Annotated in this window: 10 protein-coding genes and 2 pseudogenes; 3 read left to right on the plus strand and 9 right to left on the minus strand. The window is 71.4% G+C overall.

Annotated features, from left to right (window positions below):
• Window positions 1-46: 46 nt before the first annotated feature.
• Window positions 47-1,537 (minus strand): aldehyde dehydrogenase family protein, encoded by a 1,491-nt coding sequence (locus ACIQBL_RS46740; RefSeq protein ID WP_401954855.1) that lies wholly within the window; start codon window positions 1,535-1,537, stop codon window positions 47-49.
• A gap of 165 nt (window positions 1,538-1,702) precedes the next feature.
• Here ACIQBL_RS46740 and ACIQBL_RS46745 point away from each other — a divergent pair, with 165 nt between their 5' ends.
• Window positions 1,703-2,311, plus strand: coding sequence for a TetR/AcrR family transcriptional regulator (locus ACIQBL_RS46745; protein ID WP_401954858.1), 609 nt, complete (start codon window positions 1,703-1,705; stop codon window positions 2,309-2,311).
• Window positions 2,312-2,802: 491 nt separating this feature from the next.
• Here the strand turns inward: ACIQBL_RS46745 and ACIQBL_RS46750 are convergent, their stop codons facing one another.
• From ACIQBL_RS46750 to ACIQBL_RS46765, 4 genes are read right to left on the minus strand one after another with little or no spacing between them, the layout of a single operon-like run.
• Window positions 2,803-3,951 (minus strand): M20 family metallopeptidase, encoded by a 1,149-nt coding sequence (locus tag ACIQBL_RS46750; RefSeq protein WP_401954861.1) that lies wholly within the window; start codon window positions 3,949-3,951, stop codon window positions 2,803-2,805.
• A complete protein-coding gene (locus ACIQBL_RS46755; RefSeq protein WP_401954864.1) occupies window positions 3,951-4,625 on the minus strand; it encodes a DUF1028 domain-containing protein in 675 nt (224 codons plus the stop codon). The genes ACIQBL_RS46750 and ACIQBL_RS46755 overlap by 1 nt, the downstream gene beginning before the upstream one ends.
• Entirely contained in the window at window positions 4,622-5,092 is a 471-nt protein-coding gene (locus tag ACIQBL_RS46760; RefSeq protein ID WP_401954866.1) for a RidA family protein, read from the minus strand. Before ACIQBL_RS46760 ends, ACIQBL_RS46755 begins: the two co-directional genes overlap by 4 nt.
• A 9-nt stretch (window positions 5,093-5,101) precedes the next feature.
• Window positions 5,102-6,388, minus strand: a complete 1,287-nt coding sequence (locus ACIQBL_RS46765) for a flavin-containing monooxygenase (RefSeq protein WP_401954868.1) — start codon at window positions 6,386-6,388, stop codon at window positions 5,102-5,104.
• 205 nt (window positions 6,389-6,593) lie between these two features.
• Here ACIQBL_RS46765 and ACIQBL_RS46770 point away from each other — a divergent pair, with 205 nt between their 5' ends.
• Window positions 6,594-7,514: a LysR family transcriptional regulator gene (locus ACIQBL_RS46770; protein WP_401954870.1), complete on the plus strand. Its 921-nt coding sequence runs from the start codon at window positions 6,594-6,596 to the stop codon at window positions 7,512-7,514.
• Between the two features lie 26 nt (window positions 7,515-7,540).
• On the opposite strand, the gene ACIQBL_RS46775 is transcribed toward ACIQBL_RS46770, so the two are convergent.
• From ACIQBL_RS46775 to ACIQBL_RS46785, 3 genes and pseudogenes are all read right to left on the minus strand, one after another.
• A complete protein-coding gene (locus ACIQBL_RS46775; RefSeq protein WP_401954873.1) occupies window positions 7,541-9,076 on the minus strand; it encodes a GMC family oxidoreductase in 1,536 nt (511 codons plus the stop codon).
• A 1-nt stretch (window position 9,077) separates the two neighbouring features.
• Entirely contained in the window at window positions 9,078-10,499 is a 1,422-nt protein-coding gene (locus ACIQBL_RS46780; protein ID WP_401954876.1) for a purine-cytosine permease family protein, read from the minus strand.
• A gap of 236 nt (window positions 10,500-10,735) precedes the next feature.
• Window positions 10,736-11,011, minus strand: a pseudogene (locus ACIQBL_RS46785) (transposase); the annotation flags it as partial.
• Here ACIQBL_RS46785 and ACIQBL_RS46790 point away from each other — a divergent pair.
• Window positions 10,963-11,339 (plus strand): annotated as a pseudogene (locus tag ACIQBL_RS46790) (IS701 family transposase); the annotation flags it as partial. The pseudogenes ACIQBL_RS46785 and ACIQBL_RS46790 overlap by 49 nt on opposite strands.
• Window positions 11,340-11,499: 160 nt before the next feature.
• On the opposite strand, the gene ACIQBL_RS46795 reads toward ACIQBL_RS46790, so the two are convergent.
• The gene (locus tag ACIQBL_RS46795; protein WP_401954878.1) at window positions 11,500-11,955 is read right to left on the minus strand and encodes an Lrp/AsnC family transcriptional regulator; all 456 of its coding nucleotides are present in this window, start codon (window positions 11,953-11,955) and stop codon (window positions 11,500-11,502) included.
• Window positions 11,956-12,028 lie beyond the last annotated feature (73 nt).

A 12,028-nucleotide genomic window follows, 5' to 3' on the forward strand; every position in this document is an offset into this window, starting at 1 on the left:
AGGTCCCTTCTCGACGTTCGGCGGGGGATGGTGGTGACGTGCCGGCTCAGCTGTACGCGATCCACGTCGTCTTGAGGCCGGTGTACTTGGCGAACGAGTGCGGGGAGAGGTCACGGCCGTAGCCGGACTGCTTGAAGCCTCCGAACGGGACGACCGTGTCGAGCGCGTCGACGGTGTTGACCGAGACCGTGCCCGCGTGAAGGGCGTCGGAGAGACGGTGGGCGCGGGAGAGGTCGCGGGTCCACACGGAGGCGGCGAGCCCGTACGGGGAGTCGTTGGCGATCCGGACGGCCTCGGCCTCGTCGCCGAACGGCAGGACGGTCAGGACCGGGCCGAAGAGTTCTTCGCGGGCGAGCGGGGCGTCGGGCGCGAGGCCGGTGACGATCGTCGGGTCCAGGTAGGCGCCGTCGAGGTCGGGGCGGGTGCCGCCGCAGACCACCCGCGCGCCGTGGCCGGTGACCGCGGAGGTGACGGCGTCGGCCAGGCGCCGGGCCTGCCGCTCGTCGACCACCGGGCCGAGCCGGGTGGCCGGGTCGAGGGGATCGCCGGGCCGCCACGCGGCGGCGTGTGCGGCGACCCGGGCGGTGAACTCCTCGGCGACGGAGGCCTCGACGAGCAGCCGGGTGTTGGCGGAGCACACCTGTCCCGTGTTGTAGAGGAAGCCCCAGGCGGCGCGTTCGGCGGCGGCCTCCAGATCGGCGTCGGCGAAGACCAGGTTGGGGCTCTTGCCGCCGCACTCGGGCCACACCTGCTTGAGGTTGGACTCACCGGCGTACGTCAGGAACAGTCTGCCGACCGAGGTCGAGCCGGTGAAGGCGAGGACGTCGACGTCCGGGTGGCGGCCGAGGGCCTGCCCCGCGATCTCGCCGAGGCCGGGGACGACGTTCAGTACGCCGTCGGGCAGACCGGCCTCGGCGGCGAGGGCGGCCAGCCGGAGCGCGGACAGCGGCGACTGCTCGGCGGGCTTGAGGACGACGCTGTTGCCCGCGGCCAGCGCCGGTGCGAGCTTCCAGGCGGCCAGGTCCAGCGGGAAGTTCCACGGGACGACGGCGCCGACCACGCCGAGCGGTACGCGGCGCACCAGCGCGAGGCTGCCCGGGGCGGTGGGCGCCACCTCGTCGTACAGCTTGTCGATCGCCTCCGCGTGCCAGGCGAAGCAGGCCGCGGCCGACGGTACGTCGACGGTCAGTGCGTCGGTGATCGGCTTGCCCATGTCGAGGCTGTCGAGCAGCGCGAGATGCTCGGCGTCGGCGGCGATCAGCTCGGCCAGGCGGAGCAGCCGGCGCTTGCGTTCGGCGGGTGCCAGGCGCGACCAGCGGCCATCCTCGAACGCGGCGCGGGCGGCGCGCACCGCCCGGTCGACCTCGGCGGCCCCGCAGGCGGCGACCTCGGCGACCGGCTTGGCGCGGGCCGGGTCGACCGTGGTGAACGTGGCGCCGTCGGCGGCGTGGGTCCATTCCCCGCCGATGTACGCCCTGGTCTCGGGCCGCAGCTCGGCGGCCCTGCGCTGCCAGCCGGAGTGGGTGATGTGGGTCATGAAGAACGGCTCCCGGGTCGGCCCCGGAGCGGGGCGCCGATGTGGCCGCCGTACGGCCGGCCAGAGTTCTTTGAATCGAAAGTCAAACTATTTACCGGTGGACTGTCAATGGTCAAGAGAGGGAGAATGTGGATTCATTGACCTGAGAAGTGAGAAATTAACGCCATGGCAAGACCGAAGAATCAGGGCGCTCGACGTGAGGCGCTCATCGAGGCGGCCGGCCGGGCGATCACCGGGCGCGGGCTGGCCGGACTGAGGATCAAGGACATCGCGGCCGAGGCGGGGGTCTCCGCGGGATCGGTCCTGTACTACTACCCGGAGCTGGACGACCTGGTCTTCGAGGTGCACCAGGACGCGGTCGAGCGGTACCTGGCCGTACGCCTGTCCCACACCTCCGCCGTCATCGCGGGCGATCCGGTGGACCGGCTGCGCAGGGCGATCGACAGCGGACTGCCCCGCGACAGCGACGACCCCGTGCATCGCCTGCTCTACGAACTGCACGGGCTCGCCGACCGCAGCCGGCAGCACGCCGCCCTGATGTCCTCGCTCTTCGCCCGCGAGGTCGCGCTGTACACGACGATCCTTGAAGTCGGGTGTGCGGAGGGGGTGTTCGCACCGTCCCAGGGGGTCGCGGAGGTGGCCCGCGACCTGGTGGTGCTGGAGGACGGCTATGGCCTGCACATCGTCAGCCGGAACCCGGCCGTGGACCGCGACACGGCCCGCGACGCCCTGGCCGGCCTCGCCCGGACACTCACCGGCTGCCCGCGTCTGTGAGCCACCGCCGCTCCCATGGGCCGACGGCCACCGTCGCGGAGGGCGGTGCCGGAGCGGTCGCCCCGCGCGGCACCGCGTCCGGCGCGGCACACCCTGTGCGCGAGGGTGCCCGCCGGTGACCGTCCTGCCGGGCGGGCGGACGAGCGCCGGTACTTCTGTCACCGCCCGCGCCCGGCGGTCCGGGCGGGTGTCGGCACCGGTCGTCCGCCCGCCGGTGTGAGGGGCGCCCAGCGGCGACCTGCCCTCGGCCGGCAGCCCGGACTCCCGGTCCGGTGTCGCGTTCCGGCGTTCGGCAGCCGGGCGCGGCCCGTCCTCGGCGTGTGCGTGAACCTGACGGCGTCGACCGCGCCGGGTCACCCGCGGCCGAGCCACGAAGACGAGGTACGCATCGCGGAGGGAGGGCGGGCCCGGTCTGGCGGCACGCTCGGACAAGGCGCGGCAACGACGGCACCGGGCGGCCGTGACGCCGGGCCCGACGGACTCTTGTCCCCTCACGCTCGATCACGTGCGGCGGCCGACGCACCGCGGTCCACACCCGTCCAGGCCAGCGCGACCGCTCCGTCGAGCAGGGCCCGCTGCGCTGCCTGGCCCACGCAGTACGCGGCGAACTCGTGCTGGTGGTTGGTGGCGGGCAGGGAGCCGATGCCGATGTAGGGGTGGATGGCCGGCACCACTTGTGACACGTTGCCCATGTCGGTGGAGGCGCGGTTCATCCGCGCCGCCTGGCCGGGCGGCGCGAACTCCCGACCCAGGGCGAGGGCGTTGGCACGGTAGTGGGCGAGGGCGGTCTCGTCGGTGCGGAACTCCGCGTACGGCTTGCTCTCCGGCTCGATCTCCAGCCCGCAGCCGGTGGCAAGGGCCCCCGCCTCGAAGGCCCGCATGACACGTGGCTCCAGCTCCGCCAGTTCGGCGAGCGTCTCGGCCCGGACGTACCAGCGTCCGGTCGAGCGGTCCGGGATGGCGTTCGGAGCGTCCCCGGCGTGTGTCACCACGCCGTGCACGCGCACCGACGCGGGCAGCTGCTGGCGCAGCAGCCCGATGGCGACCTGGGCCACGGTGAAGGCGTCGGCCGCGTTGATCCCCGCCTCCGGATAGGCGGCGGCGTGCGCGGACTTCCCTGTGTAGGAGATCTTCGAGTGGCTTACCGCGAACGGCCGGGCCTCGGCGACGTCGACCGGCGCCGGATGCACCATCATCGCGAGGTCGACCCCGGCGAAGGCGCCCCGGTCGAGCATCTCGATCTTGCCGCCGCCGCCCTCCTCGGCCGGGGTGCCGTAGACCTCGACGGTGAGTCCGGCGTCGTCGGCGACGGCGGCCAGGCCGAGCGCGGCGCCCACGGAGCCGGCCGCGATGAGGTTGTGCCCGCACGCGTGACCGAGGCCGGGCAGTGCGTCGTACTCGGCGCACAGCGCGATCCGCACCGGCCCGCTGCCGAACCGGGCGTGGAACGCCGTGTCCAGGCCCAGGTAGGAGGAGGTGACGTCGAATCCGGCGCGGTCCAGCAGTTCGGGGACGGTTGCGGCGGCCCGGTGTTCCTCCCAGGCGGTCTCCGGGTCGGCGTGCAGCCGCTCGGAGAGCCCGATCAGTTCCTCGGCGCGACGGTCCACCGCCGTGCGGACGGCCTCCTTCACCGCGTCCATCACAGATCTCCCGGTACGCCGTACGAAGGGGCCGTGGCGGGATCCAGTCCGCGCCGCACGTAGTCGTCGCGCTGCGGCAGCCAGACGCCGAGGAGGTCGCCGAGCCGGTCCACGGGGTCCTCGGCCCAGTCCACCCGCAGGTCGGTCACCCGCCAGCCCGCGTGCGCGACGACCGCCACACCCGCGGAGTACAGCGGGCCCTCCTCACCGCCGGCCGCGACGGCGGCCTTCATCGCGGTGAGCAGCCTCTCCTCCAGCTCGCCCGCGGCGGCGGCATACGCGTCGAGGAGCACGCCGGGGATGTGGGCGCCGGACAGCATGTTGCCGGCCGCCACCGCGCCGTCCGCGGCGGCCGAGGCGTGCCTGCCCAGGGTTCGCGCACCGCTGTAGGCGAACCCGGGGCCGGAACGGCCCAGCACGGTCAGCTGACGGTAGGCGATGGTGTCCGCGTTCCCCGCCGCACCGGTCACGTCGTCCAGGGCGCGGGCCGCGTCGCCGTGGTCCGCTAGCCCCTCCAGCAGCCGCGTGCCGAGCGTGGGGTCGGTGATGTTCTGCGAGGTCGCCGCGCCGACCCCGGGCCGCAGATGGACGACCCGGGCCGCGACCGCCGGGCTCGATGAGCTCGCAGCGATGCCGAACCGCTCGCCCTCGCGGACCACCAGGGAGAACGTCATGCCCGGTCCCCCTCGGGGATCACGGCGACGGCGTCGATCTCGCACAGCCACTCCGGGCGCGCCAGGGCCGACACCACCAGACCGGTCGAGATGGGGTGGACGCCCTTGGTCCAGCGGCCCACGGTGCGGTACACGGCCTCGCGGTAGCGCGGGTCGATCAGGTAGATGGTCACCTTGACCAGGTGCTCGATCCGGCTGCCCGACTCTTCGAGCAGCATCTTGATGTTCGCCATGGCCTGTTCGGCCTGGGCCTCGGCGTCGCCGATGCCCACGGACTCACTGGTGTCGAGGTTCTGGCCGATCTGGCCCCGGACATACACCGTGTTGTCGGCGACGACGGCCTGACAGAGGTCGTTGTCGAGGCTCTGCTCGGGGTACGTGTCGCGTGTGTTGAACGGCCGGACGCGGGTGTGCCCGCCGGCGACGATCGGAGCCCTCACCTCGTGGCCCTCGTTCGTGGGGGTCATGGCCACTCCTCAGTTCGTCGGGGTCGCCCGCGCGGCGACGGGCTGGTCGGCGGTGCCGTACGCGAGGTATCCGCGCCGGGTCGCGATGTGGTCGGCGACGTAGCGGGCGTCGTGCCAGACACCCCAGATGAAGGCCGACCCGCGACGGGACAGCCAGGGCAGGCCCAGGAAGTAGACGCCGGGCTCGCGGGACACCCCGCGGGCCTGGTCCGGGCGGCCCCGCTCGTCGAACGTGTCGACGTGCAGCCAGGTGTAGTCGGCGGCGAACCCCGTCGCCCAGACGATCGAGGTGACGCCCGCCTCGGCGAGGTCGAGCTCCAGCCGGGGGGCGGTTACGCAGTCCGGGTCCGGGCCGAGGATGTGTGCCTGCGGCTCCTCGGGGAGGTCGAGCCCGTTGCGCTCGACGTACGCGTCGGCCGCGCGGAGAAGTCCCAGGTATTTCTCGTCGCCGAGCGCGATGTTCACCGCGAGGTCCGGCGCGAAGCGCAGTACGCCGTCGTCGAATGCGGCGGTCATGCCGACGAGTTCGATGCCGGAGTCGGCGAGCGCGCGGAAGTCCACGGTGTGGCCGCCGCGGGCGCCGCTGACGGCGATCGTGACGTGCTCGGCGCCCCGGGCGGGCGTCTGGGCGTCCCAGAGCCCGAGCACACCGAGCCACCAGCAGAAGTCACGGCCGCGGTACTCGCGGGGCGGACGGTCGTGCGGGCCGACGGAGAGGAACACCCGGCGGCCGGACCGGCGCAGCTCGTCGGCGATCTGGACGCCGGAGGAGCCCGCTCCGACCACGAGGACCGCGCCCTCGGGCAGCTGATCCGGGTTGCGGTACCCGCTGGAGTGGATCTGCGCGGATACTGCGCCGTCCGCGACGACGGGCGGGATCACGGGCCGCTGGAACGGACCGGTCGCGGCCACGACGAACCGTGCGTCGATGGAGCCCTCCGACGTCTCGACCAGGAATCCGGGCCGACCGGTATGCCTGCGCACCGAGGTGACGTCGACACCGCACCGCACCGGGGCGCCGATCTTCTCCGCGTAGGCGGCGAAGTAGTCGGCGACCTGTTCCTTCGAGGCGAAGGCGTCGGGGGCCACGCCGGGGAACTCCATCCCCGGGAACCGGTCGTGCCAGGCGGGCCCGTTCGCGACCAGGGAGTCCCACCGCTCCGAGCGCCATCGCTCGGCCACGCGGTGCCGTTCCAGGACGATGTGCGGTATGCCGTGGGCTCCCAGGTGCTCGCTCATAGCGACGCCTGCCTGGCCGGCCCCGACGACGACTACTTCGGTCTCTTCACTCGGCATGTCAGCCTCCCCTCGGGCGGCAGCCCGTCCTTGTGTCGCGTCGACTGTGCTGCCGTACGAGTCATCCTCGGCCGCAGGGAGAATTCTGTCGAACAGATGTTTTCGTTATGGGTGATCTGATTTCTGGATGCGAAAATCCGATTCGAATCACATGGATAGAGTTTTTTCCTGATGTACATCTGATGGGCAGATGTACCCTGGAGGCATGACAGCGCTGGTCGGCTTCACCCTTGTGCAGTTGCGCTACTTCGTCGTCGCGGCCGAGTCGGGCTCCATGACGGCCGCGGCGGGGCAGCTGCACATCGCCCAGTCCGCGGTCTCCACGGCCGTCTCCAACCTGGAGAACGACCTGCGGGTGCAGCTGTTCATCCGCAGGCGGGCCAAGGGGCTGACCCTCACACCGGCCGGGGAGCGGATGCTCCAGCAGGCGCGGCAACTCCTCGGCCACGCCCGTGAGGTGGCCGAGGAGGCCCGCGGCACCGGCGCCTCGCTGACCGGCACCGTGAACCTGGGCTGCTTCATGACGCTGGCCCCGACCCTGCTGCCCCCGCTGTTCACCGTCTGCGCCGAGCGCCACCCGGACCTGGAGATCTCCGTACTGGAGGCCGAGGCGGAGGAACTCGCCCTGGCCCTCCAGGGCGGCCGGATCGACTTCGCCCTCACCTACGACCTCGGCTTCGACGGCGACTTCGTGCGCGAGCCGCTCGCCTCCGCCCCGGCATACGCGATCGTCCCGCCGGACCACCGGCTGGCCGCCCGCGGTGCCGTCGATCTCACGGAGCTGGCGGGCGACCCGCTGGTGCTGCTGGACCTGCCGCACAGCCGTGACTACTTCCGCTCCCTCGTCGACGCGACCGGAACCAGCCCCGACGTGCGCTACCGCACCCGCAGTTACGAGACCGTCCGCTCCCTGGTCGCCCAGGGACACGGCTACTCGGTGCTCAACCAGCGCCCCGCCACCGACCAGACGTACGCGGGCGGTTCGGTGGTCTGTCTGGCCCTGACCAACGACTATCCGCCGCTGGAGGTGGTGCTCGCCCGCCTCGACGGAGTCCGCCAGTCCGCGCGGGCGCGGGCACTGATGGACGTGGTGCGCGAGGTGGTGGCGGGCGCCGGGCGCGACTGATCCCGTCGACGGCGCCGGCCGTGGCGTCACTCGCCGGCGCGCAGCAGGTCGACGGCCCGCTCGGCGAGCATCAGGACGGCGACCACCGGGTTGACCGTGGTCAGGGACGGGAACGCCGACGCGTCCGCCACCCGCAGCCCGCCCGCCCCGCGCACCCGCAGTGCCGGGTCGAGCACCGCCTCACGGTCGGCGTCCGCCCCCATCCGCGCCGTGCACGAGACGTGGTAGACGGTGTGACTCGCGGCTCGGGCCAGCGCGGAGATCTCCTCGTGGGTGACCACGTCGGGGCCCGGGAAGACCTCGCGGGCCACCCACCGTGACATGGGCGCCGCCGCCGCGATCCGCCGCGCGAGCCGGACGCCCTCGACCAGCAGCCGCTCGTCGTGGCCGTCGGGGTCGGTGAAGTACCGGTAGTCGATCAGCGGCGGTGCGTCGGGGTCGGCCGAGGCCAGCCGGACGGTGCCCCGGCTGCGCGGCCGGGCGACGTTCGGCGTCATCGAGACGGTGTGCTTGGGGATCTCGTAGCCCAGCCGCTCGGCGTGCACCGCGTAGGTCATCAGGGGCACATGGGTGAGGATCTGCGGCACGGCGGCATCCGGGTCGACCCGGGCCATGACACTGATGTCCCAGTCGGTGGCCCCGGTCGCGGGGATCGGCTCGGTGGCCTCCCACACGACCAGACCCTCCGGATGGTCACTGAGGTTGCGCCCCACGCCCGGGGAGTCCAGCACGACCGGGATGCCCAGCGCGCGCAGTTCCTCTGCCGGACCGACGCCCGACAGCAGAAGCAGCCGCGGTGTGTCGATCGCTCCCGCGCACAGGACGACTTCACGCCGGGCCCGCACAGTGTGCGTCGAGCCGTCGGGGCGGCGGACATCCACCCCGTACGCGTGCCGGTCCGGGGTGAACAGGATCCGCAGGACGCGGCTTTCGAGCAGCATGGTCAGGTTCGGGCGTCCGTCCATCACCGGATGCAGATAGTCCACGGAGGACGACGACCGCACCCCCGTCTCCGGGTAGTAGCCGATCTCCAGGAACCCCGCACCGTCCGCGTACGCCCGGTCGTTCCACCGGTCCTGGACCGGGACGCCGAGCGTCGTCGCGGCGGCCTCCACGACGTCCGCGAGATACGGGTTACGGTGCTCCCGCGCGACCGGCACGATGTGGGTGAGCAGCCGGTCGTAGTACGGGAACAGCGTCTCCGCGTCCCAGCCTGCCGCGCCCCGCTCGACCCAGTCGGCGAAGTCCGCGGCCGGCGGCCGCAGCGCGATCATCGTGTTGTGGGTGGAGCAGCCGCCCAGGATCCGGGCGCGGGACTGCCGGATGTGCGAGTTGGCGTGCGGCTGGGGCACGCTGCGGTAGTCGAGGTCGTACTCGCCCTCCAGCATCTCGAACCAGCGCCGGATCTGGAGGGCCCGCGGTTCCTCGCGGTCGCTCGGTCCCCACTCAAGGAGACCGACCGAGACGGCGGGGTCCTCACTGAGCCGGGACGCGATCACCGCACCGGCGGTCCCGCCGCCCACCACCACGTAGTCGAAGAGGTCCTGCTCCGCCCCGGTCATGTCAGCCCACGGCCTTCTGGGCGGCGGCCACGGCGGAGGCCGGGACCGGTGCGGGGGCGCGGCCGGCGAAGGAGCGGGCCAGGAAGTAGTAGGCGGGACAGACGACGACCAGTCCGACGATCCAGGAGATGTCCACTCCGCCCAGGGCGTCGGCGACCGGCCCGGTGTACATCGTGGTGGCCACGAACGGCACCTGGATCGCCGCGCCGAGCAGGTAGCAGGCCACCGCGACCCAGTTGACCCGGCCGTAGATCCCGCCGTCGGCGCGGAAGAATGAGTCCACGTCGTACTCCCCGTGCTGCAGCAGGTAGTAGTCGACCAGGTTCACCGCGGTCCACGGGACCAGGACGTACATCAGCAGCAGGATGAAGTTCTCGTAGTGTTCGAGGAAGTTGTCCTTGCCCGCCAGAGCGGTCGCCAGGGACAGCAGGAACATCACGGTGGCGGTCACGGCACGGGCGAGGCGGCCGGGCGACCAGTGCGGTACGAAGGTCTGGCCGACGGTGATGGTGGACAGGACGCCGCAGTAGAGGTTCATCGCGTTCGTGGCGGCGATGCCGACCGAGAAGGTCACGACCACCAGCGTGCTCACCTCGCCGGTGAGCGAGGTCAGACCGCCGATGACGTCGTCACCGACCGCGGTCCCGATCATCGCGCCGAGCAGCATGGGCAGGATCGAGCCCAGGGAACAGCCCGCGTAGCTCGCCCAGAACGCGGGGCGGGAACCGGTGTCGGCCGGCATGTATCTCGAGTAGTCCGACACGTACGGGGCGTACGCGATCTGCCACAGCGCGGCGGCGGTGACCGTCCCGAGGAACCCGGCGATCGTGGCGCTGCCGTGCGAGGTGAAGCCCTGCGGCAGTCCGTGCACGAAGACGATCCACACGAACGCGAGCAGCAGGGCCGCGCCCGACAGATACGTCATCACCCGGGTATAGGCGTGGATCAGGTCGTGCCCGAAGATTGTCGCGATCACCCCGACGACACCGACGAGCACGATGCCGGCGTCCACGCTGATGTGTACGCCCAGCGTGGCGAGCGACTGTCCGGCCAGCACCAGGTTCGAGGCGAAGAACCCGATGTACATGAAGATGACCAGCGTGATCACCAGCAGCGAGCCGTACGACCCGAACTGGCCGCGGGTCTGCACCATCTGCGGCACCCCGAGCCGGGGGCCCTGCGCCGAGTGCAGGGCCATGAGGACCCCACCCAGCAGATTGCCGACGACGATGCCGAGGGCCGCCGACCAGAAGGGCAGCCCGTAGACGGTGGTTGCGAGGGCGCCGGTCACGACCGTCAGCATCATGATGTTGGAGCCGAACCAGATGGTGAACAGGTCACGGGCCTTGCCGTGCCGCTGGTTCAGGGGGATGGGCTGGATGGTCTTGTCTTCGATGCGCTGTGGCGTCTCGATGGCTGCCATGGGGCTCTCCGCTCTTCCGTGGCGTGCTTCCGTGACCTGAAGTGCGGTAACTGTCTGCCCGGCGGACTTCTTCTGTCCAATGTTCTTTTCCGTGGAGATTCCACTGTTCTATGGATGGCCGCAGCTCGGAGACGGGTGCCTGGGGTGCGTAACCTCGGGGTAACGGCGATGTGACCGGCTCGTGCGGTCACAGGTGGGGCGTCAGGCCCTCGGATCGCCGGTGCGGACGGTCGCGTTCACTGCGGAGGCCCGCCCGTGAGTGCCTCGCGGGCGCCGTCGCGGAGCACTGCGAAGAGCACGTCGGCTCGGCGTCGGGCGAGGCAGAGGATGGCCTGGGTGCGGTGGTTTCCCTGGGTGATCTTCTTGTTGTAGTAGGTGCGGGAGGCCGAGTCGGCCGGCGCGGCGAACGCGGAGCGGGAGAAGGCTCGCGTGAGCTGCTTGTTTCCCCTCCGCGAAGGCTGTTCGCCACGGATGGAGGACCCGGAGCTGCGGGTCGCCGGGGGGATGCCGGCGTCGGGTTCTCGCCCGCCGCAGTGACAGCAGGCCCGAGGAAGTTCCCTACCGCATCGCCTACTGCCCGGCCGACACCGCGCTGGACGAGTTGATCCGCATCGCGGGCAGCGAGTGGGCGGCAGAGGAGTGCTTCCAGAGCGCGAAGCACGAGTACGGTCCGGATGACTACCGGGTCCGCCGCTACCCCGACCGGCGCCGCCACGTGACCCTCGCCATGGTCGCCACGTCTGTCTCACCGTCCTGCGCGCCCGCGAACCGGACACCGGCAGAGCAGAAACGGATCCTCCCAGCTCGTCCACCTCGACCTTGCCGAGGTCCGACGCCTGATCACCCGACTCGCCCACCGCGGCCCCGCCCCGGTCGACCACATCCTGCATTCGTCGGCATGGCGTCGCCGACGCCGGCACCAGGCTGGCGTCAGTCACCACCAACGACATGGACACAGCCCTTGAGCCGGCCAGTAGTCACGGCAAGCGCCGTTGCGGTACTAGCGCTCAGGCAGCGGGCGGTCGTTCACGACGTGCTTCATGACCAGGGTGGACGTGAGTCGCTGGACTCCGGGCAGGGTCGCGAGACTCTGGTCGTAGAGCTGTTGGAATGCTGCGAGGTCGGCCGCCACCACCCGCAGGAGATAGTCGGGCTCACCGAACAGGCGCTCGGCCTGGATCACGTGCGGTACGGCGGCGACAGCCTTCTCGAAGGCGGTGACGGTGTCGGGATCCTCCCAGCGCAGCGTGGCGAAGACCAAGGCCTCGAAATCCAGGCCCACGGCGCCTCGGTCCACGATCGCGCGGTAGCTCCGGATGGCGCCCGACCGTTCCAGGTCGCGCAGGCGTCGGTGGCACGGGGAGACACTCAGGCTCACGCGCGCGGCCAGTTCGGTCACGGTCAGTCGGCCGTCCTGCTGTAGCTCGGTAAGAATCTTCCGATCTAAGTCATCCATGAGGAAATTATGCTCATCGATCCTGCGAACAAGGGTAGATACGGAAACATGTTTCGGCAGTCTCCGGCTAATC

The sequence above is a fragment of the Streptomyces sp. NPDC088350 genome, assembly GCF_044753545.1.
In the GTDB taxonomy this organism is placed as follows: Bacteria; Actinomycetota; Actinomycetes; order Streptomycetales; family Streptomycetaceae; genus Streptomyces.